Origin of the sequence: Micromonospora saelicesensis, assembly GCF_900091575.1 — a bacterium.
Taxonomy (GTDB): domain Bacteria; phylum Actinomycetota; class Actinomycetes; order Mycobacteriales; family Micromonosporaceae; genus Micromonospora; species Micromonospora saelicesensis.
Map to the genome: position 1 here is coordinate 130,168 of NZ_FMCR01000009.1, position 19,883 is coordinate 150,050.

Annotated in this window: 25 protein-coding genes; 15 read left to right on the top strand and 10 right to left on the bottom strand. The window is 73.8% G+C overall.

What is annotated here, in order from left to right:
• Nucleotides 1–22: 22 nt before the first annotated feature.
• On the bottom strand, nucleotides 23–370 hold the full coding sequence (locus GA0070561_RS30485) for an ankyrin repeat domain-containing protein (protein ID WP_274526580.1): 348 nt from the start codon (nucleotides 368–370) through the stop codon (nucleotides 23–25).
• A gap of 272 nt (nucleotides 371–642) precedes the next feature.
• Here GA0070561_RS30485 and GA0070561_RS30490 point away from each other — a divergent pair, with 272 nt between their 5' ends.
• From GA0070561_RS30490 to GA0070561_RS30535, 10 genes are all read left to right on the top strand, one after another.
• Nucleotides 643–1,020: a signal peptidase I gene (locus GA0070561_RS30490; RefSeq protein ID WP_091408370.1), complete on the top strand. Its 378-nt coding sequence runs from the start codon at nucleotides 643–645 to the stop codon at nucleotides 1,018–1,020.
• 112 nt (nucleotides 1,021–1,132) lie between these two features.
• Complete coding sequence (locus GA0070561_RS30495; RefSeq protein WP_091408373.1) at nucleotides 1,133–1,588, top strand: cysteine dioxygenase; 456 nt, start codon at nucleotides 1,133–1,135, stop codon at nucleotides 1,586–1,588.
• Nucleotides 1,589–1,628: 40 nt separating this feature from the next.
• A complete protein-coding gene (locus tag GA0070561_RS30500; protein ID WP_091408377.1) occupies nucleotides 1,629–2,117 on the top strand; it encodes a rhodanese-like domain-containing protein in 489 nt (162 codons plus the stop codon).
• 50 nt (nucleotides 2,118–2,167) lie between these two features.
• Complete coding sequence (locus tag GA0070561_RS30505; protein WP_091408381.1) at nucleotides 2,168–2,713, top strand: winged helix-turn-helix domain-containing protein; 546 nt, start codon at nucleotides 2,168–2,170, stop codon at nucleotides 2,711–2,713.
• Between the two features lie 247 nt (nucleotides 2,714–2,960).
• On the top strand, nucleotides 2,961–3,566 hold the full coding sequence (locus GA0070561_RS30510) for a winged helix-turn-helix domain-containing protein (protein WP_091408384.1): 606 nt from the start codon (nucleotides 2,961–2,963) through the stop codon (nucleotides 3,564–3,566).
• A gap of 41 nt (nucleotides 3,567–3,607) precedes the next feature.
• The gene (locus tag GA0070561_RS30515) at nucleotides 3,608–4,270 is read left to right on the top strand and encodes a nucleoside/nucleotide kinase family protein (RefSeq protein WP_091408386.1); all 663 of its coding nucleotides are present in this window, start codon (nucleotides 3,608–3,610) and stop codon (nucleotides 4,268–4,270) included.
• A gap of 164 nt (nucleotides 4,271–4,434) precedes the next feature.
• Nucleotides 4,435–4,833, top strand: coding sequence for a TraR/DksA family transcriptional regulator (locus GA0070561_RS30520; protein WP_091408390.1), 399 nt, complete (start codon nucleotides 4,435–4,437; stop codon nucleotides 4,831–4,833).
• A 48-nt stretch (nucleotides 4,834–4,881) separates the two neighbouring features.
• Nucleotides 4,882–5,754 carry a DUF72 domain-containing protein gene (locus GA0070561_RS30525; protein ID WP_091408394.1) on the top strand — a complete coding sequence of 291 codons (873 nt, stop codon included), beginning with the start codon at nucleotides 4,882–4,884 and terminating at the stop codon, nucleotides 5,752–5,754.
• A gap of 111 nt (nucleotides 5,755–5,865) precedes the next feature.
• Entirely contained in the window at nucleotides 5,866–6,051 is a 186-nt protein-coding gene (locus tag GA0070561_RS30530; protein ID WP_091408861.1) for a hypothetical protein, read from the top strand.
• The gene (locus GA0070561_RS30535) at nucleotides 6,044–6,472 is read left to right on the top strand and encodes a DUF2267 domain-containing protein (protein WP_091408397.1); all 429 of its coding nucleotides are present in this window, start codon (nucleotides 6,044–6,046) and stop codon (nucleotides 6,470–6,472) included. The genes GA0070561_RS30530 and GA0070561_RS30535 overlap by 8 nt, the downstream gene beginning before the upstream one ends.
• 42 nt (nucleotides 6,473–6,514) lie before the next feature.
• Here GA0070561_RS30535 and GA0070561_RS30540 read toward each other — a convergent pair whose 3' ends face one another.
• Nucleotides 6,515–7,288: a DUF72 domain-containing protein gene (locus GA0070561_RS30540; RefSeq protein ID WP_208603890.1), complete on the bottom strand. Its 774-nt coding sequence runs from the start codon at nucleotides 7,286–7,288 to the stop codon at nucleotides 6,515–6,517.
• A 157-nt stretch (nucleotides 7,289–7,445) separates the two neighbouring features.
• Here GA0070561_RS30540 and GA0070561_RS30545 point away from each other — a divergent pair, with 157 nt between their 5' ends.
• On the top strand, nucleotides 7,446–7,751 hold the full coding sequence (locus GA0070561_RS30545; RefSeq protein ID WP_091408405.1) for a hypothetical protein: 306 nt from the start codon (nucleotides 7,446–7,448) through the stop codon (nucleotides 7,749–7,751).
• A gap of 9 nt (nucleotides 7,752–7,760) precedes the next feature.
• Nucleotides 7,761–9,038 (top strand): cupin domain-containing protein, encoded by a 1,278-nt coding sequence (locus GA0070561_RS30550; protein ID WP_091408408.1) that lies wholly within the window; start codon nucleotides 7,761–7,763, stop codon nucleotides 9,036–9,038.
• 143 nt (nucleotides 9,039–9,181) lie between these two features.
• On the opposite strand, the gene GA0070561_RS30555 is transcribed toward GA0070561_RS30550, so the two are convergent.
• The 5 genes from GA0070561_RS30555 to GA0070561_RS30575 form a co-directional block, all read right to left on the bottom strand.
• Nucleotides 9,182–9,844 carry a hypothetical protein gene (locus tag GA0070561_RS30555; RefSeq protein ID WP_091408411.1) on the bottom strand — a complete coding sequence of 221 codons (663 nt, stop codon included), beginning with the start codon at nucleotides 9,842–9,844 and terminating at the stop codon, nucleotides 9,182–9,184.
• Entirely contained in the window at nucleotides 9,841–12,516 is a 2,676-nt protein-coding gene (locus GA0070561_RS30560) for an FtsK/SpoIIIE domain-containing protein (RefSeq protein ID WP_091408414.1), read from the bottom strand. The genes GA0070561_RS30555 and GA0070561_RS30560 overlap by 4 nt, the downstream gene beginning before the upstream one ends.
• Complete coding sequence (locus GA0070561_RS30565; protein WP_091408418.1) at nucleotides 12,509–13,636, bottom strand: hypothetical protein; 1,128 nt, start codon at nucleotides 13,634–13,636, stop codon at nucleotides 12,509–12,511. Before GA0070561_RS30565 ends, GA0070561_RS30560 begins: the two co-directional genes overlap by 8 nt.
• 6 nt (nucleotides 13,637–13,642) lie before the next feature.
• Entirely contained in the window at nucleotides 13,643–13,903 is a 261-nt protein-coding gene (locus GA0070561_RS30570) for a hypothetical protein (protein ID WP_030332749.1), read from the bottom strand.
• A 152-nt stretch (nucleotides 13,904–14,055) separates the two neighbouring features.
• Nucleotides 14,056–14,448 (bottom strand): PIN domain-containing protein, encoded by a 393-nt coding sequence (locus tag GA0070561_RS30575; protein WP_091408422.1) that lies wholly within the window; start codon nucleotides 14,446–14,448, stop codon nucleotides 14,056–14,058.
• Between the two features lie 140 nt (nucleotides 14,449–14,588).
• Here GA0070561_RS30575 and GA0070561_RS30580 point away from each other — a divergent pair, with 140 nt between their 5' ends.
• The 3 genes from GA0070561_RS30580 to GA0070561_RS30590 are packed head-to-tail and all read left to right on the top strand — an operon-like array spanning nucleotide 14,589 to nucleotide 17,706.
• Nucleotides 14,589–17,147, top strand: coding sequence for an ATP-dependent Clp protease ATP-binding subunit (locus tag GA0070561_RS30580; protein ID WP_091408426.1), 2,559 nt, complete (start codon nucleotides 14,589–14,591; stop codon nucleotides 17,145–17,147).
• Entirely contained in the window at nucleotides 17,144–17,356 is a 213-nt protein-coding gene (locus GA0070561_RS30585; protein ID WP_091408430.1) for a hypothetical protein, read from the top strand. The genes GA0070561_RS30580 and GA0070561_RS30585 overlap by 4 nt, the downstream gene beginning before the upstream one ends.
• Nucleotides 17,356–17,706: a DUF3140 domain-containing protein gene (locus GA0070561_RS30590; RefSeq protein WP_091408434.1), complete on the top strand. Its 351-nt coding sequence runs from the start codon at nucleotides 17,356–17,358 to the stop codon at nucleotides 17,704–17,706. Before GA0070561_RS30585 ends, GA0070561_RS30590 begins: the two co-directional genes overlap by 1 nt.
• A gap of 53 nt (nucleotides 17,707–17,759) precedes the next feature.
• Here GA0070561_RS30590 and GA0070561_RS30595 read toward each other — a convergent pair whose 3' ends face one another.
• The 3 genes from GA0070561_RS30595 to GA0070561_RS30605 form a co-directional block, all read right to left on the bottom strand.
• Nucleotides 17,760–18,005 carry a hypothetical protein gene (locus GA0070561_RS30595; RefSeq protein WP_053655798.1) on the bottom strand — a complete coding sequence of 82 codons (246 nt, stop codon included), beginning with the start codon at nucleotides 18,003–18,005 and terminating at the stop codon, nucleotides 17,760–17,762.
• Nucleotides 18,006–18,065: 60 nt separating this feature from the next.
• Nucleotides 18,066–19,046 (bottom strand): LysR family transcriptional regulator, encoded by a 981-nt coding sequence (locus GA0070561_RS30600; RefSeq protein ID WP_091408437.1) that lies wholly within the window; start codon nucleotides 19,044–19,046, stop codon nucleotides 18,066–18,068.
• Between the two features lie 83 nt (nucleotides 19,047–19,129).
• A complete protein-coding gene (locus tag GA0070561_RS30605) occupies nucleotides 19,130–19,741 on the bottom strand; it encodes a hemerythrin domain-containing protein (protein WP_091408439.1) in 612 nt (203 codons plus the stop codon).
• Between the last annotated feature and the right edge of the window lie 142 nt (nucleotides 19,742–19,883).

Here is a 19,883-nt window from a genome sequence, read left to right on the forward strand (position 1 = left end):
ATACCGGCCGGGCGTGCCGGTGTCAGCCGACGCGCAGCAGCTCCGTCATCTCCGGCAGGTCGAAGAAGCGCGCGGTCTCGACGGCCGACGGGTTGCCGTGAGCCGGATCCGCGCCGGCGGCGAGGAGCGCGCGGACCGCTTCGGTGCTGCTGCGGAAGACCGCCGCTGCCAACGCGGTCTGACCTCGGTCGTTGGCCCGGGTGTGGTCGGCGCCGCGGCTGAGCAGGGCGGCCACCGTGTCCGGGTGGGCGTGGTACGCGGCCAGGATGAGCAGCGTGTCGCCCTTGTCGTTGGTGAGGTTGACCGGAAGGCCGGCGTCGATCTGCGCCGCCAGCTCGTCGGTGGCGCCGGCTCGGGCCAGGTCGAACATCCGGTGCGCGAACGCCAGCGTCTCGGCGTCGAGGTTCTCGGTCACCGCTCCAGGATAGGGCGTGTCTCCCGGATCTTCGCCGGCCTACGACGGGCCCGGACGACGCCCGGCGGCGTTGGCTGGACGTCCGGATACCGGTGTTGTATCCGGACGTCCAGCCGCCCGGCCGGATCGCCGTCGGGGCCTCGTCTCGGCTCGACGAGATCCGGGAGACACGCCCTAGCGACACCGGTCCTGATAGGTTGCTCGGCCGGCGCTGGGGGAGGGGTCCGATGGGTGAGACGGTGTACGTGGGCAACGCGGGCGTCGACGGCGCTACCAACGCCGGTTGGCTGCTCGGGCACTTCGCGCCGCCAGGGGAGATCCGGCACAGCACCGACGTCGAGGTGAAGTGGGGCGTGCATCCGCCCGGGGAGGCCCGGTCCCGGTGGGCGACCGGCGAGGTGCGCACCACTCTGCTCGTACTCGTCGAGGGGTGTTTCCGGGTGGAGTTGCCGGACCGGACGGTACGGCTGGCCGCGCCGGGCGACTACGTGGTGTGGGCCCGTGGGGTGGACCATTCCTGGTTCGCCGAGCGCGCGTCGGTGGTGTTGACAGTGCGCTGGCCCTCGTTGCCGGGCTACCGCGCGGACCCGCCGGTGCTGCGCTGATTCACCCGGGCGGCTGACCTGCGTCCCACCAGACGGAATTACCTACTAAACCTATAGGCTTTGCCGTCTAGAGTACGAGGGCACCCCGCCGAACGACCCGCGAGGAACCGCCATGACGCACCACCGTCCGGAGCCCGACCTGCTCACCGTTGCCGCCGGATGGGCCGACCCGGCCGGTTGGCCGGTCGCGCTGCGTTTCGACCCCGCCGAGCGCTGGTACGCCCGCCTCGCCGTCAGCGACGAGCACGAGGTGTGGGCGTTGAGCTGGCTGCCCGGGCAGGGCACCGACCTGCACGACCACGGCGGCTCCTCCGGAGCGTTCCGGGTGGTCGGCGGCGTCCTCACCGAGGAGACGGTCAGCGCCGGTCGACTACGCCCCCGACTGCTGCCGGCCGGCGCGGGCCGCCGCTTCGGCCCCCGGCACGTGCACCAGGTCACCAACCGGGGCTCGGCGCCGGCGGTCAGCGTGCACGTCTACCGGCCGGCGCTGCTGCGGATGACCCGCTATCGCCTCCTGGACGGGCGGCTGCGGGTCGCCGAGGTCGCCGAGGCCGGCCGGTCCTGGTAGCCGCGCCCACCGAGAACCCTGTCACCGGAAGGAACCGAGAATGCAGATAACCGCCGAGCACTGTCCCGCCCCCGTGCCGCCCCCGGGCTCCCGGGGCATCGACGAGATCCTGGCCGCCGCGCGGGCCCGGCTGCGCCGACTGGACCCGGAGCGGGCGCACCTGGCGTACCGGGCCGGAGCGCTGCTGGTCGACATCCGCCCGGCCGCACAGCGGGCCGCGCACGGCGTGGTGCCGGGCTCGCTCATCGTCGAACGCAACGTGCTGGAGTGGCGCTTCGACCCACGCTGCGCGGCCCGGCTGCCGCAGGCCGTCGACTACGACGTGCCGGTGGTGATCCTCTGTCAGGAGGGCTACACCTCGTCGCTGGCCGCCGCCGCGTTGCAGGACGTCGGCCTGCACCGGGCCACCGACGTGGTCGGTGGGTTCGCGGCCTGGCGGATCGCCGGCCTGCCGGCCCTCGGCCCGACCCCACTGCACCACCCATCTCCCCTCGCGTCCCCGGTCAACGCCGGCTGGGCGCGCCGCTGACCGTCACGCCACACCCGGCGTGGCGCGCGTACCGCCACTCAGGAGGCACCATGTCCGTCGTCGCCATCCCCACGCGCCGCCACCCCGGCGTGCGCCCGCCGGCCCGTCCGCGCACCAGCCCGACCCTGACCATCACCATCGATCTCGTCCCCGGGCCGCTGAGCCCCCGGCTGGCCCGGCTGGTGCAGCTGCTCGGCGAGCTGGCCGAGTCGGGGGAGGGTCAACTGCGTGCCGTGGAGGAGCCCGTGTCGGGGCCGCGACCGGCCCCGCGCCCCGCCGCGCCGCCCGCCGCACCGGACCACGTCCGCATCCTGGCCGGCTCGCGGATGGTCCGCCAGGGCGACCGGGTCATCGCGCTGACCCGCATCGAGTACGAGCTGCTGCTGTTCCTGGCCGAGCGGCCCCGCCGGGTCTTCACCCGCCTGCAACTGCTATCCAGCGTCTGGGGCTACGAGCACGCGGTGGCCCGGACGGTGGACGTGCACGTCCGCCGGCTGCGCGCCAAGCTGGCCGGCTCGGAGGTGGTCACCACCGTCTACGGCGTTGGCTACCGGCTGGCCGACGAGGCCCCGATCAGCGTGGATCACAGCAGCTGAGCCCTGGTCCGGCGGCGATGTGACCGCCTGGTGAACCGGTCGGGGACCCCCGTAACGGGGCATCTCGACGACTCTGCTGTAATCATCAGGCCTCGTACGCAGAGCGAGCATCTGGCTCCGATGTGTTCGTCAATTGTCACATTCATGCAACGCAGCCGCCTCTTGACCCTCGCCCAGGCGCCGGGAAGCATCGATGAAGCGGCGTCCCGGGCCGTGGGGAGATACCCGGACCAGCCCAAGGAGGACCATGTCGGTCAGCCCCGCCTCGTCGCGCGCCGGATGGCATACGTCCCAGCCCGCGGTGCCCGGTCGACCTCCCGGCGGCCAGCGTCGCCCGGCGAACACCGCCGCGCCCGTGCTCACCGTGACGCTGTCCATCCCGCTGGCCTGTGAGGAGTCGCTGACCCCGGCGGCGCGCCGGCTGTTGGAGGCCGCTCGCGAGATGCTGGAGCGGGGCGAAGGCGTGATCATCGGCTCGGTTCCGGCCGAACGCCGCCCCGACCAGGCGCCCGCCAACCGGTCGCCGACCCGCCCGATCAGCCCGACCATTCCCGCCCTGCACATTCTCGCCTCGTCGCGCTCGGTGCTGCGCGACGAGGAGCCGCTGCCGCTGACCCGGCTGGAATTCGACCTGCTGCTGCACCTGGTCGCCCACCCGCGTCGGGTGTTCACCCGGCTGCAACTGCTCAACGCCGTCTGGGGCTACGAGCACGCCGGTGTGCGCACCGTCGACGTGCACGTGCGTCGGCTGCGCGGCAAGGTCGGCGTGGACGTGCCGCTGGTGACCACCGTCTACGGCGTGGGCTACCGGCTGGCCGACGACGCCCGGGTCACCATCGACCGCAGCGGCTGACCGGCGGCACCCACGTAGCCGGCGCGGGGCAGGATGGTCCGGTGCGCATCCGCCCCATCTCGCCCGACCTGCTCGTCACCGAGCTGACCGGCCGGCTGGCCGACGCGGCGACCCGCGCTGCGAGCGCCCTCGCCGGGCCCGCGCGGCTGCGGGTGGCCGTGGACGGCGCCCCCGCCGCCCGCGCCGACGAACTGGCCGCGGCGCTGGTCGACCCGCTGCGCGCCCAGGGCCACCCGGTGCTGCACGTCCGCGCCACCGACTTCCTGCGCCCCGCGTCGCTGCGCTTCGAGTTGGGGCGCACCAACCCCGACTCCTTCTACGAGGCCTGGGTCGACGAGGCCGGGCTGCGCCGGGAGGTGCTCGACCCGGCCGGTCCGGGCGGCAGCGGCCGGCTGCTTCCGTCGCTCTGGGACGCCCACGCCGACCGGGCCAGCCGCGCCCGCTACGTCGACCTGGCACCCGGCGGGGTCGTCCTGGTCAGCGGCTCGCTGCTGCTCGGCGGCGGCCTGCCCTTCGACGTGACCGTCCACCTGGAGCTGTCCCCGGCGGCGCTGCGCCGACGCACCGAACCGGCCCAGCAGTGGGCGCTGCCGGCCTTCGACCGGTACGCCGAGGAGGTCGTCCCGGCGAGCTTCGCCGACGTCGTGGTACGCGCCGACGACCCCCGCCGACCGGCGCTCGTGGAGCCCGGCGGCAACGACTGACAACAACCGAGAATTCGTCGGTTTGCGCGCCTGATCGGGCGGGTACTCGCCCGGCTCACAGAGCGCGGGTGATCGCCCGCGCACCGAACGCGACCGTGACCGGGGCCCCGCGCCGCCGGCACCCGGTTCACCTTGAGCCACAGGCCCAGGAAAGGCAGGCAGCGATGCTCGTCCACGACACGGTCGGTACGACCCGGTCCCAGACGGAGATCGATCAGATCCGACAGTCGCTCCAGGCGCGCTACGACGAGCTGACCGCGGAGTACGACCAGGCGGTGCTCCAGAGCCAGGTGCTGCGGCTGGTGGAGGTCGGCGACACCGCCGGCGACGACCAGGCCGACAGTGGCACCAAGACCGCCGAGCGGGACACCGCCCAGTCCCTGTTGCGCACCATCCTCGACCGCCGCGCCCAGTACGAGCACGCCCTCGGCCGGCTCGAGGAGGGCACCTACGGCTGGTGCGAGGGCTGCTCGGCGGCGATCCCGGTGGAGCGGCTGGAGATCTTCCCGTCCGCCACCACCTGTGTGACGTGCAAGCAGACTCGCGAGCGGCGGGCGGCCTGAGCCACCCCAGCGGTTGCCGGTCGGTCCGCGACACGATGGACTTCCACAATGGGTGACATTCTCGTGGGCACCGCGTCCTGGACCGACCGCACACTGCTGGACTCGGGGTGGTATCCGCAGACCGCCGACACCCCGGAGAAGCGGCTGGCCTACTACGCCCGGCAGTTCCCGCTGGTCGAAGTGGACGCCACCTACTACTCGCCGCCCGCCGAGGCGACCGCGCGGCTGTGGGCCGAGCGCACCCCGGCCGGCTTCACCTTCAACATCAAGGCGTTCAGCCTGCTGACCGGGCACCCCACCCGGGTCAGCGCGCTCTACAAGGACCTGCGCCCGGAGACCGACAAGAAGAACGTCTACCCCGACGACCTGCCCGCGCAGTCGTACGAGGAGGTGTGGACGCGCTTCTTGTCCGCGCTGGACCCGCTGGTCGAGGCCGGCAAGCTGGGCGCGCTGCTGTTCCAGTTCCCGCCCTGGTTCACCATCAAGCGGGCCAACAAGCAGTACCTGCTGGAGGTGGCGAAGCGCTGCGCGCCGCTGCGCCCGGTGTACGAGTTCCGGCACGCCTCCTGGTTCGACGGCGACAACGCCGACGAGACCCTGGCGTTCCTGCGCGAGCACAAACTGCCGTACGTCTGCGTGGACATGCCGCAGGGCCACCGCTCGTCGCTGCCTCCGGTGCTGGCCGCCACCGCGGACCTCGCGGTCATGCGCTTCCACGGGCACAGCGACAAGTGGACCAGCAAGGACATCCACGAGAAGTTCGGCTACCACTACTCCAAGCGGGAGTTGGCCGACTGGGCGCCGAAGCTGCGCGAGCTGGCCGATGAGGCCGGGCAGACCCACGTGCTCATGAACAACTGCTACCGCGACTATGCGCAGGCCAACGCCAAGACCCTCGCGGGTCTCCTCGACGTCGGCTGACCTCACCCGATCCGGGTGGGGACGACTCACCCCACCCGTGGGGAGGGTGGACGCGGTGGGTACGGCCGCCCGTTGACGGCCGACGCCGGAGACGACACGGAGGTGACGGGGATGACGGTTCGAGTGGTGACGGATCGACGGCGTGGTGCCGTCCTGCACGTGGTCGGCACGGCCGACAACGCCCGGCGCGCCCCGCAGGGCAGCCCGGTGCGGGCTCGCCGTGGCCCGGTGGGGCCGCCGCGCCGCGCCGACGACCGACGGTGGGACAGCACGGAACGGGGGTCGACCGATGGCTGACTCGATGATCTCAGCGTTCGAGTCCTCGCTGGACAAGACGAACCTCATTCTCAAGGACATCGAGAACGCCTACGGCTGGCCGAAGGAACGGCGCAACCAGTCGTACGCGGCCCTGCGCACGGTGCTGCACCTGCTACGCGACCGGCTGCCGGTGAACGAGAGCGTGGAGTTCGCCCAGCAGTTGCCGGTGCTGGTGCGGGGCATCTACTTCGACGGCTGGGTGCCGTCCGACGTGCCGATCAAGCTCAACCGTGACGACTTCCTCTACGAGGTGCGGCAGGGCTTCCCGTACGACGCGGAGGGCGGCGCGGAGCGGGTGACGCAGGTGGTGCTGGACACGCTGCGCCGCCACGTCACGCAGGGTGAGTGGCAGGACGTGAAGGACACCATGCCCAAGGACCTGGCCACGATGATGCCGTGACGGCCTGACACCGCGAGCCCGCCCGACCGTCGTCGGGCGGGCTCAGTCGTCGGCAGCCTCGGCGGCGGTGGGCACCCGCGACACCGGGTGCCCGGCCCGTCGGGCCAGCGCGGCGAACGCCACGGCGTCCACGATCGCGGCCCCGCCCGGATCGTTGTTGAAATAGACGTACGCCGGCTCGTCCGCGCCGAAGGCGTCGGTCAGCCGACCCACCCAGGACCGCAGCGCGGCCCGACCGTAACGCGGCCACGGCCGCGCCCGCCCCTCGTGCAGCCGCAGGTAGCCGAAGTCGGTGGTGCGCCAACGGGGGGCGACCGGGCGGCCCAGCCGGTCCGCCCAGACCAGCGCGGCCCGACGCCGCTCCAGCACCGCCCGGGTGTCGTCGGTCCACCAGGAGGGGTGCCGGGGCTCGACCGCTACCCGCACCTGCGCCGGGAACAGTCGCAACGTCGCGTCCAGCGCCTCGACGTCCGCCCGCAGGTTCGGTGGCAGTTGCAGCAGCACCGGGCCGAGCCGGTCACCGAGCGCGGTGGCGCGGCCGAGGAACCGGGCCACCGGTTCCTCCGGGTCACGCAGTCGCTTAATGTGGGTGAGGTAGCGGCTCATCTTCACCGCCACGCAGAAATCCGCCGGGGTGCGCGCCCGCCAGGCGGCGAAGGTGTCCCGCTCGGGCAGCCGGTAGAAGGCGTTGTTGACCTCGACCGTGGCGAACCCGGCCGCGAAGTGCTCCAGCCAGAGCCGCTGCGGCAGCCCCTGCGGATAGAAGCGGCCGCGCCAGTCCCGGTACTGCCAGCCGGACGTGCCCACCAGGATCACCACCCCATCCTGGCACTCTCCGCCGCCGCTCGCGAACTGCCCGTGTCGCCCCGGTTCGGCGTCTACGGTGAGGGTTAGAGAAGATCGCGCGTGGGGTACCACCCGCAGCACGACGGACCCCGGCGTACGGCGGGGCGGCACACCCGAGGGAGTACCGATGGCACTCAACGATGACGACATGCAGACCACTGGCGGCGGCGGCGCGGAGGGTCCGGCCGACGGCGGCGCGACCCCCGGTCAGCACGACGGTGGCGCCGATGGTGGTGCGGAGGGTCCCGCCGACGGTGGTGCCACCCCGGGTCAGCACGACGGTGGCGCCGACGGCAGCGCGGAGGGTCCCGCCGACGGCGGTGCCACCCCCGGTCAGCACGACGGTGGCGCTGACGGTGGTGCGGAGGGTCCCGCCGACGGTGGCGCCACTCCGGGCCAGCAGGACGGTGGCGCTGACGGCAGCGCCCGGTAGCGGCTCGCCATGACCTACCTCGACCCGCCGGGCGGCCACCACGGCCGCCCGGCGGTTCCGTCCGCCGAGGCCACCGCGGCGCTGGCCCGCTGCGTCTCGGTCGAACCGGCCAAGTTCGCCGCCGCCCACTGGGGGCACACGCCGCTGCTGTCCCGCGCCGCCGAACTGCCCGACCCGGCCGGCTTCACCGACCTGCTCAGCCCCGCCGACGCCGACGAGCTGCTGAGCCGGCGCGGCCTGCGTACCCCGTTCCTGCGCGTCGCCAAGGACGGCCAGTTGGTCGCGGCGTCGCGCTGGACCGGCGGCGGCGGCGCGGGCGCCGAGATTGGCGACCAGGTCCTCGACGAGCGGGTCCTGGAGCAGTACGCGTCCGGGGCCACCCTGGTGTTGCAGGGGCTGCACCGGATCTGGCCGCCGCTCGTCGACTTCGCCCGCGACCTGGGCCTCGCGCTCAACCAGCCGTTGCAGATCAACGCCTACCTCACCCCGGCCGGCAGCCAGGGCTTCGCCACCCACTACGACACCCACGACGTGTTCGTGCTCCAGGTCGACGGCCGCAAGCACTGGCGGATCCACCCACCGGTGCTGCCCGACCCGCTGGAGAAGCAGCAGTGGGGTGGGCGCGCCGACGAGGTCGCTGCCACCGCGCAGGGGCCGGCCGCGCTGGACGTGGTGCTCGCCCCCGGTGACGCCCTCTACCTGCCCCGGGGGTGGCTGCACAGCGCGCAGGCACAGGACGCCAGCTCGCTGCACCTGACCGTGGGCATCCGCGCGCTCACCCGCTACGCCCTGGTCGAGGAGTTGTTGGCGCTGTCCGCCGAGGACCAGCGGCTGCGGGCCAGCCTGCCGTTCGGCACCGACGTCGCCGACCCGGACGCCATCGAGCCGGAGCTGACCGAGACCGTGGAGGCGTTGCGGGACTGGCTGCTGCGCGCCGACCCGGGCGCGGTCGCCGCGCGACTGCGGCAGCGGGCCTGGCCGGCGGCCCGCCCCGCGCCGATCCGACCGCTCGCCCAGGCCGACGCGCTGGCCACCCTGGACGCCGACTCACGGGTCACAGTGCGTCCCGGCCTGCGCTGGCAGCTGGTGCCACACGATTCGGACACGGTGGCGCTGCGGCTCTTCGACCGCACCATCACCCTTCCGGCGAGCTGCGAACCGGCCGCCCGCGCGCTGCTCACCGGCACTGTCACCCGCGTCGGTGACCTGCCCGGCCTGCCCGACGACGCCGACCGGGTCACCCTGACCCGCAGACTGCTCCGCGAGGCCGTGCTCGTCCCGGCCTGAGCCGGCGGCGCGCCGACCGTCCCGGCCGGGTGGGCCAGCGCGATCTTGCATTTTCTGTGGCTGATTCGTCCGCTCTTGCGCCTTGTGTCGCCGCAGAAACTGCAAGATCGACGGGTCGAGCGGCGGGACCCACCGCGCGTGGGTCAGCGGCCGAGGATCAGCAGCAGCACTGTGGTCAGCAGACCGGCGCCGAGGACCACAGTGATCGGTCGGGGGCCGAGCACCGCGTGCCGGCGGTCCGCCAGCACCCGGGCCGGCACCAGGCCCACCAACGGCCCGAGCAGCGTCACCACCAACGCCAGCACCGGTAGTCCGACCGCCAGGTCCCCGCCGTACCCGACGCCGAGCGCGCGGGCCCCGGCGCCCAGCGCGTACGCCAGCACACCGCCGGCCACCCCGCAGAGCGCCAGCAGCGGGTTGACCGAGCCCGGCAGCTCGCCCGGCTGACCGGCCCGGTCGAGCAGGTCACGGGCCTTGGCGAGCAGCAGCAACGGGTCGGTGGCCCCGACGCCGTTCGCCGGGGCGGGCGGGCCACCGAGGCGGCGGGCACCGAGGCGCGAGCGGACCTGCTGCCACAGGTGGGCGACCTCGGCGTCGACCCGTTCCTGCTGCTCACGGGCGGCGACCAGCTCCTCCTCGGCGCTTCGGAGCTGCTCGGCCGCCTCGGCGACGGCCCGCTCGGCGGCAACGCACTGCCGCTCGTGCCAGGTGTGCGCCTCGGCGCGCTGCTCGCGCACCCGCGCGGTGAGGTCGGCCAGCCGCCGCAGCTGGGCCGCGTACGTCTCGCTGGTCACCGGTTCGTTCATCGTGCCGGTCCATAGGGGATGATCACCTGTCCGGTGCGGTGCACCGCCCGGTCGAAGAAGAGCCCCCGCCAGGGGCGGGGATACCAGTCCGGGCCGCCGGTGCCCGGGTAGAGCGACGAGCCCAGCTCGCCGCCGTGCGCGTCCAGGGCCACCCAGGCGCCGATCTGGTCGGTACGGGCGGCCGGCCCACCGAGATCGGCGCGCATCCGGGCCACACCCCGCCACCAGGCCAGCACGTGCGTGCGTCGTTCCGGCCCGTCGTGCATGATCCGGCGTAGCTGCTCCAGGCCGGTACGCCGACCCGCGCGGGCGGCCAGCGCACCGGCTGCCGCGTCGACAGCGAACAGCAGCAGGTAGTGCGGGCTTCCCGGGCCACTGAGCCCGTCGGCCGTCTCGGCCATCAGCTCGCCGACGGTCTCCTCGTCGTACCAGGCGGCGTCGTCGGCCAGGTCGTCGTAGAGGGCGCGGGCGATCGGGTCGGCGTCCGGGTCGAGGCAGGCGATGGAGAACCGGGCGGTGCCCGGCGGGTGCTGACGGGCCAGTGACCGGGCAGCCGCGTCGAGCACCGCGCACGCCTCGTCGACGCGGGTGCCGAGCACCGCGAGGTTGCGGCCCGGGGCGCGCGGCAGCCGCAGCGACGCCGAGCGGGACTGCACGTCGATGATCTCGCCGAGCAGGGCCACCGGGTTGCGGGGCACGGTCCCGTCCGGCGGCACGGCGAGCGCCCGGAAGTCCGGGGCGTCCGCCAGCCGGGGGATCGCGTCGCCGTCGAAGAGCCGGGCGGGCGCCGCGTCGGGGGCGCGCATCCGCCACAGCCGGTGCTGCAACCCGCTCCAGGTCTCCCAGTCGCTGGCCGACGGGATGCGGGCCACCTCGTTGCCCTCCACCATGCCCGACTCGGCGTTGACCACCGCGTGCCAGCGCGGCAGCGACTGCGCCGCGTCGTTGCGTTCGGCGAGGATGCGCAGCGCCTTGGGCAACGCGATGCGCAGGGTGAACTGGGCGACCAGCGCGGGGCGGCCCCACAGCGCCTCGATGCCCCGCACGTCCTGCGAGGCCAGGACCAGGTGGATGCCCTGCGATCGGCCGCGGCGGGCCAGGTCCTCCAGCAGGTCGGCCGCCTCCCGGGCGACCACGTCCCGGCCGGCCAGCAACATCTGGAACTCGTCCACCACGGCGACGATGCGTGGCCAGTGCCCGGTCGGGTCGACCGCCCGCAGCTCGGCCAGCTTGGTCACCTCGTGTTTCTTGGCCGCGTCGGCGCGTCGGCGCAGCTCCTCGGTGAGGAAGCGCAGCAGCGCGAGCCCGAACTCCCGGTCGGTGTTGACGTTGATGCCGACCAGCCGCATGTGCGGCAGCCAGCTCGGATCGCGCCGGCCCTGCGCGAACCGTGCGAAGGAAACCCCCTCCTTGAAGTCCAGCAGGTAGAACTCCAGCTCGGCGGGGGAGTAGCGGGCGGCGAGGGCGCCGATCCACGCGAAGATCAGATTGGTCTTGCCGGTGCCGGACGGCCCGCCGATCAGCGCGTGCGGTGGATAGTCGCCAAGCGTCAACCGCACCGGCCGGCCCTGTGGGCCCTCACCGATCGGCGCGGTCAGCCCGTCGGCGGAGTCCTCCCGCCACATCAGCTCGGGCGGGGGCAGCAGGTCGGTGAAGGGGGTCGGCGGCGGGCCCGCGTTCACCCGGGCGGCGACCTCTCGGCAGGTCTCGGTGACCAGCGCCGCCGGTGGCGGCGGGTCCAGCCGGACCGGCAGCCCGGCCGAACCGCCGATCCGCGCGCCGGACACCCCGGCCACCACCCGGGTCACCGTCGGATCCTCCGGCAACGGCACACCGTGCACCACCAGGTGTACGCCGCAGGCCGCGCCGGCCCGCACCACCCGGTCCAGTTGCCCGCGCTCGTGCCGGTTCAGCTCCTCCCCACCGAGCAGCACCGCCACCCGCCACGGCTCGGGTCGTCGGCCGGTCGCCGCCGCCAGTTCGCGCAGCGACGCGTACTCGCCGGCGAGGACCGTCTCGTTGATCCGGCGGATCTGCTCCACCAGGTCGTCCAGCAGTGGGCCCAGCCCGCCCGGGCCGACGAAGGTGAGCAGCCCGGCAGTGCCCAACGGGGCGAACCCGGCGAGTCCGCCGCCGAGCTGGTCCGGGTCGTACCCGATCAGTCGTACCGCCCCGGGGTCGGCGCGGCCGACGGCCCGCAGCAGCAACGCGGACACCACGGCGTCGCAGCCGGCGCGGTCGTCCCCGGAGAGGTGGACGTGCCCGGCGTCGAGCAGCGGCACCAGCGCGGGCACCGGGTCGACGCCGTCGATCCGGACCGTGCCGACCCGCAGCGCGCCGGGCGGCTCGGCCCGGCGGGCGGGCGTCGGCGCCCACCCGGCCCAGTCGGCCCCCGCGCAGCCGGGCGCCTCCTGCCGGGCCGCGTCGGCGGCCCGCCGGGCCAGCTCCGCGATCCGGGTCGAGTAGCGGGCGTCGATCTCGGCGATGCGGCGGTCCCGTTGGGCGCCCACCCGCGCCGGTACGGCGGCCGCCGCCCGCTGGACCCGGGCCAGTCGTTCCCGCCCGGCGGTCAGGTCGGCCTGGGCGGCGGACAGCCGGGTACGGGTGGCGCCCAACGCCTCGGCGAGGGTTTCCCGGACACGGCTGGCCAGCTGACCACGCCGGTCAGCCATCGGAGCCCCGACGCGTCGGGGCGTCCCGCCAGGGGCTGCCCGAGCGTGGGGGCAGCCCACCGGGGCGCGGCGGGGGCCCGTCCGAGCGTGGCGGCAGGCCACCGGAGCGCTGCGTGGTGGTGCCCGGCCGCTGCACCGCACCGCCGGAGCGGGGAGCCGCGCCCGGCCGCCCGGTCGCGCCCGGTTGCTGGGCAACCGCCGGCTGCCCGGCCCGCGCCGGCTTTCCCGCGTCGCCTCGCTGCCCCGCGCCCGCCGGTTCTCTCGCCTCCGCCGGTTCTCTCGCGCCGGCCGGCAGGTCCCGGCCGAGGCGGGCGAGCAACAGCCCGGTCGCCACCCCGGCGGTGACCGCGGAGTCGGCGGCGTGCGGTGGTTCCCCGGAGGCGCGCGGCGGCGGCATCCGGCACACCCGGGTCAGCAGCGTCTCCAGCACCGGCGGCGGCAACCCGGGCAGCAGGTCGCGGACGCGTCCGTCCAACTCGCCGCGCAGCCGCCCGAGGTCGGTGGCGCGCGGCGGGTGCCCGAGCAGCTCACCGGCCAGCTCGCGCAGCAGCGGCGGCGCCAGCGCCGCCATGCCCAGCCCCACGTCGGCCGGGGCTCGGCGCAGCTCCTTGCGAAGCCGGTCCCGGTCGCCGGAGCGGACACCACCCACCACTCGGCGCAGCAACTCCTGGGAGTCGTCCACCCGCTCGTCGGGTTCGTCGTCGGTGCCCTCGCGCCCGCCGGTCAGCTCGGCCACCCGCACCGACCACCAGCGGCGCATTCGCACCTGCTCGGCCGGCTCCGGCGCGACCGCGGCGGGCCCGGACGCCGGTGGCGTGTCGTGTCGGGGAGCGCGTTGCTCAGGCCGGGGTGCCGGGGTGCCGTCCGCGCCGAGCCCGATCGCCGTCAGGTAGGCCGACAGCTGTTCCTGGGCCACCCGCAGCGCGTAGCCGGCGCTCTCGGCGTGCTCGGTGGCGGCGGACAGCTCGGGCACCCCCATCGGGTTGGCCGACTCCTGTCGTACCCAGCGCAGTCGCTCCGCGGCCAGGCCGAACTTCTCCAGCGCCTGCCCGAGCAGCGCCACCGGGAACTCCTCGGTGGCGGCACGGACCTGCCCGCCGACATCCTCGATGATGGACATGGCGGCCTACAGAGTGGAGACGTAGAGCTGCGCCTGCTCCACCGCGACAAGTGTCGCGGCGAGACACTCCTCCAGCTCCTGGCTGGCCTGGGTCAGCGACGCCTGGGCCGCCTCCACCGTCTCGTGCCCGCTGCCCTCCAGCGCCCCGGCCAGGGTCTGCTGCGCCTCGGAGAGCTTCTCGCCGGCTGCCTGCACGGCTGTCTGCCCGTCTCCGATCTGTTGGAGGGCGACATCGATGGCAGCCTTCAGCTCGGCGACGCTCGCCACGGCGGAACCTCCTGGGGGCGGGGAGATCTCCATTAGAGCCTATCGGCGGTTCCGAAAGAACATCCGCCCTGTCGGTGTTCCTGCCCGCCTGTCCGGAAGGCCCTCGGAAGTGCCGGGAGTCCGATCTGTGGGAGTCCCAGTGCGAGAATTTCTCAGTTGCTGGTCGGGTTCTCGCGGAGCCAGCGCGGCCCGTACACCTCGGCGCCCAGCGCCGTCACCCGCCCGCGCAACTCCCGGTCGGCGGTGACCACCAGCCGCCGACGTCGCGGCGCGCCCTCCACCAGCTCGACCACCGTGTCGTCGCCGGAGCCGGCGGCGGAGACCACCCGGACACCCTCGGTGCCCGGCACGTCCCGCGCGGCCCCCTCGACCACCAGGACCACCTCCACCGGGGCGGTCAGCCGGGCCGGCAACCCGATGGTCGCCACCGGGGCGAGCGAGTCGCGCAACCGGGCAGCGGCCCCGGCACGGTCACGCCACCACCCGTTCGGGCGCGAGCCCACCACGTTGGCGCCATCCACGATCAGCAGCGGGGTCTCATCCATCCCGTCAGCCTGCCACCATCGGCCGGCCCGGACCCGACGCCACTCCCGGAATGCCGGTCCTCCGCCACCTGCGGCGTTTGTCGGGGCGCGCGCCGGGTAGCCCCTGCCGACCGTGCCGCGCCCGACTGCGGAGGACAGACATGATGGGACCCGGTGACATCGGCTCCGACCCGTGGGACGAATTCCTGGCCAGGTACTTCGGCCGGGGCGAGGGAGGGCGCCGGCCACCGCACCGGGTCGACATCACCCGACTGATGACGGCCGACGCCCGGGAGATGCTGGCCGACGCGGCCCGGCGGGCCGCCCAGCGCCAGAGCAGCGACCTGGACACCGACCACCTGCTCTGGGCGGCGCTGCAACGCGAATCGCTGCGCGACCTGGTACGCCGGGCCGGGGCTGACCCGGACACCCTGCTCAACGCGCTCGGCGGAAAGGGCGACGGCGCGCCGCGCGGGGAGGTGCCGCCCAACCTGTCGTTGACCCCCGCCGCCAAGCGGGCGTTGCTCGACGCCCACCAGTTGTCCCGGGCGATGGGTGCCAACTACATCGGTCCCGAGCACATCCTGATGGCGTTGCCGCTCAACCCGGAGTCGCCCGCCGGGCGGATGCTGGCCGCCGGCCGGATCCAACCCGAGTCGTTGCAGGCGGCCAACGCCGAGCGCGGGCCGATGACCGGGCCGAAGCCGGACCGCGGCACCCCCACCCTGGACCAGTACGGGCAGGACCTCACCGACCTCGCCCGCAACGACCAGATCGACCCGGTGGTCGGCCGGGCCGACGAGATCGAACAGGCCATCGAGATCCTGTCCCGGCGGACCAAGAACAACCCCGTGCTGATCGGCGAGGCCGGCGTCGGCAAGACCGCCATCGTCGAGGGGCTGGCCGAACGGATCTGCGACGGCGACGTACCGCAGACCCTGCTCGGCAAGCGGGTCGTCCAGCTCGACCTGGCAGGTCTGGTCGCCGGCACCCGCTACCGGGGCGACTTCGAGGAACGGCTGAAGAAGGTGATCGACGAGATCCGGGCGCACCGGGACGAGCTGATCATTTTCATGGACGAGATCCACACCCTGGTCGGGGCCGGTGGCGCCGGCAGCGAGGGCGGAATGGACGCGTCCAACATGCTCAAACCCGCCCTCGCCCGCGGCGAACTGCGGGTGATCGGCGCGACGACGCTGGACGAGTACCGCAAGAGCATCGAGAAGGACGCCGCGCTGGCCCGGCGCTTCCAGCCGGTGCTGGTGCCCGAGCCCAGCGTCGACGACACCATCGCCATCCTGCGCGGGCTGCGCGACCGGTATGAGGCCCACCACCAGGTGCGCTTCACCGACGAGGCGCTGGTCGCCGCCGCCGAGCTGTCCGACCGGTACGTCACCGACCGGTTCCTGCCGGACAAGGCGATCGACCTCATCGACCAGGCCGGCGCCCGGGTGCGGCTGCGCACCCGCACCCCCGCGTCCGACGTGCGGGAGCTGGAGCAGGAACTCGACGAGGTACGCCGGGACAAGGAACAGGCCGTCACCGACGAGCAGTACGAGCGGGCCTCCGCGCTGCGCGACCGGATCGCCGAGCTGGAGGAGGACATCCGGCGGGCGAACGGCGAGGACGGTTCGTCCGGCTCCCAGGTGCCCGAGGTGGGCCCGCAGGAGATCGCCGAGGTGGTCTCGCGGGCCACCGGCATCCCGGTCAGCCAGCTCACCGAGGAGGAACGCGACCGGCTGCTGCGCCTGGAGGGCCACCTGCACCAGAAGGTGGTCGGTCAGGACGACGCGGTGACCGCGGTCGCCGAGGCGGTGCGCCGCTCCCGGGCCGGGCTGGCCGACCCGGAGCGGCCGATGGGCAGCTTCCTGTTCCTCGGCCCGACGGGTGTCGGCAAGACCGAGTTGGCGCGGGCCCTGGCCGAGGCGTTGTTCGGCGAGGCGGACCGGATGGTCCGGGTGGACATGAGCGAGTTCCAGGAGCGGCACACGGTCAGCCGGCTGGTCGGCGCGCCGCCCGGATACGTCGGCTACGAGGAGGCCGGTCAGCTCACCGAGGCGGTGCGGCGCCGCCCGTACGCGGTGGTGCTGCTCGACGAGATCGAGAAGGCCCACCCGGACGTGTTCAACATCCTGCTCCAGGTGCTCGACGACGGGCGGCTCACCGACAGTCAGGGTCGCACCGTGAACTTCAAGAACACCGTTCTGATCATGACGAGCAACCTCGGCTCCGAGCTGATCACCGGTGCTCAGCGCTCGGTCGGCTTCGGCACCGGGGACGTGGGCAGCGAGCAGGAGAGCAACGAGCTGCGGGAGCGGCTCATGCGCCGCCTGCAGGAGAACTTCCGCCCGGAGTTCCTCAACCGCATCGACGAGGTCATCATCTTCCGCCGGCTGGAGGCGGAGCAGCTGCGCGACATCACCGCGCTGCTGCTGGAGGAGACCCGCCGCCGGATGCACGCCCAGGACCTCCAGGTGGAGTTCACCACCGCCGGCATCGACTGGCTCGCCGAGCACGGCTACCAGCCGGAGTTCGGTGCCCGCCCGCTGCGCCGGGTGATCCAGCGGGAGGTGGACAACCACCTGTCCCGGATGCTGCTGGAGTCGGCGATCTCGCCGGGGCAGAAGGTCACTGTGGACGTCCGCGACGGCGCACTCACCTTCGACGTGACCGCGGGCGAGCGGGGGTACACCGCCGCCACGACAACACACCCGCGATGAGCGGGCCGGCGCGAAGGGACGAACACGAGGACCCGCACCAGCCCGCGGAGTCCGCGAAACCCCGGGACGAGGAGGACCATCCCGACCCGATCCTGGCGCCGCCCACCGCGAACCCCCGCCGGACGCGGGTGCCCGCGGAGGGCCTGCATCCGAAGACCGACCAGGACGACCCGGAGACGTCCGGGCCGCCGCCCGGAGAGGAGACCTGATGGTACGCGAAGCGCGGCTCGACCCCGAGGTGGAAGTGCTCTGGGAGGACTTCCACGCCGAGGTCAACGTCCCGTCGGAGCAGCTGCGGACCTGGCTGCTGACCCGGGGTTCGGGGGAGGAGTCGTTCAGCCCGAACCCGAATCTCGACCTGCCCCAGCCCGGCCGGGAGATCCTCAAGGTGCTCAACAAGCGCAAGGTGGACCTCACCCCTGAGGACATCGAGGTGATGCGGGAGGCGGTCGAGCGGATCCGCGAGTTGATGGACGCCAAGCCGTCGCGCGGCAACGCCGACGACAGTTGGCGGCACTCCCTGCTGGACCTGGGTCACGACCCGCTCGTCGAACGCTGAGCGACCGCACGACGGTGCCGTCCCGGGTAGGGACGGCACCGTTCGGCGTCCTGCTACTGGCCCTTGTCGGATTCCAGGCTTGCGATGGTCAGGCCCGCCGCGTCGGCGGCGGCGTCCCGGTCACCGCGGGTCTGGTCCTCCCGGGTGAGCAGGTTGGCGTACTCGGTCACGTCGGCCGGGTCGGGCACCGCCGGTAGGCGGCGCAGGAAGGCCTCCACCTCGCGGGTGGCGGCGGTGTGCGCGGCGGCCGCCTGGCGCAGCAGTTCGCGGTCGTCGGCGGGCGGGTAGAGGTCGGTCATGTCCGCCAGATACCCGGCCCACGGCGGTTCGCACCGCCAGCGGCCGGGAATACCGGCCGCTCAGCCCGGCCGTACCCCGGTGGGGTGCCGGACGCCGAACCCCGGGTTGCGGGGTAGCCAGGCCAGGTAGGCCGGGTGCGGCGCCAACGAGTCGACGTAGGCCGCCTTGGCCGTCTCCAGCACCAGCGCCGCACCCTGGGCGGCGGGAGAGTCCGGATGCCAGCCGAGCAGCAGCCGCCAGCGCAGCGGCGTCCCGGCGAGTTGACGGGTGACCAGACCGCTCACCGGGCGGAACGTCGCCTGGCACAGGGCCACCGCCACGCCGGCTTCCACCAGGTCGACGCAGCCGCGGATGTCGGTCTCGTACACCTTGCGGGGGGTGAATCCGGCGCGGGCGCAGGCGGCGGCGAAGCAGTCGGCGAAGCAGCCGTCACCCGGCGCGGCGACCCACTGCTCGTGGCGCAGGTCGGCCAGGCGGACCTCGTCCTGCGCCGCGAGGGGATGGGTCTCCGGCAGCAGCACCAGTACCGGGTCGACGGCTACCTCCTGCCAGCTCAACCCGAACCCGGCCGACGGGCTGGCGTCGCCGCACACGCCGGCCAGCGCGAAGTCCAGCCGACCGCCGGCCACCAACTGCGCCAACTCGTCCACCGACCAGGACGCGTACGTGGTGATCTGGGCGGGCGGCTGCTCGGCCGCCAACCGGTGCACCAGCCGACCCAGGATCGGGCTGTTCACCCCACCGAACCGGTAGCACGGCGGTGTGTCACCCGCCCCGGCCAGCCGGGCGGCCTCGTCCTGCAGCCCTTTCATCGCCGGCAGCAGCACCCGGGCGCGGGCCAGCACCAGCTCACCGAGCGCGGTGGGCCGGGCCCCGCGCCGGTCCCGGTCGAACAGCGGGCCGCCCAGCGTCCGTTCGATGCGTTGGAGCTGGGCGGTGAGCGCCGGCTGGGCCAGGCCGAGCGCCGAGGCCGCCTTCGTCACACTTCCCGTCTCCGCGATCGCGCAGACCACCCGCAGGTGACGCAGCTCCAGGTTCATAGGGTGACGGTAGGACTACGTGTCTGCTGGCGGAATAGCCCGAGCGGATCGGTGATAATGAATGCAGTGCCGGCGGGTGCCGGTCACCGGTCGCGCGGTGGTTCCGGCAGGTCCGCCAGGTAGGTCGGTCGGCGGGTCACCGCGTCGAGGACCTTGTCCACCACCCCGACCGCCGGCTCCACGATCCGGTTCCACGGAGGGGTGGCCGGCGTGCCCGGGTGCGGTCGGGTCGGCGCGGCCTCCTCGGCGATCTCCAACCGGTTGCCCAGCCGGATCAGCTCCTCCTCGGTCGCGACCGCGCGCAGTTCGGTGACCAGCGCACCCACCCCGTCGACATGTCGGCGGACCCGCTCGGCGACCTCGGTCAGCGCCTCGTCCGTCAGCCCCTTCAGGGCGCTCAGCAGGGCCGCGTCGGCGTTGATCTCCGCGTCCACCCGCTCGGTGGCCGTCGGCAGCGCCGCGCGGACCGCCGGCAGCAGGTACTGCTCCTCGGCGGACACGTGCCGCGACAGCGCGGCGGTGAGCACGGCCAACCCCTCCTGCGGCGTGGTGTCCGGGCCGGAGAGCTGGTCCAGCAGCGCCAACAGTTGCCGGTGCTCCCGGTCGACGATGTCGGCGATGCTGCGACCGGCGGGTCGGTAGCCCTCCTCGGATGCGGGCGCGGGCGGCAGCGGCGGCAGGGGAACAGCGGACATGGTGCCCTCCTCGACTGGCGGGCGGAAGCTCCGGCAGGACGTACGGTCGTGGGCGGCGGTACCCGAACGCGGCCAACGCGAAACCGGCCCGTCGATGCGTCCACCCGCGCCGGCCTGTCGAGCGGCCCGGGCTGGTATGAAG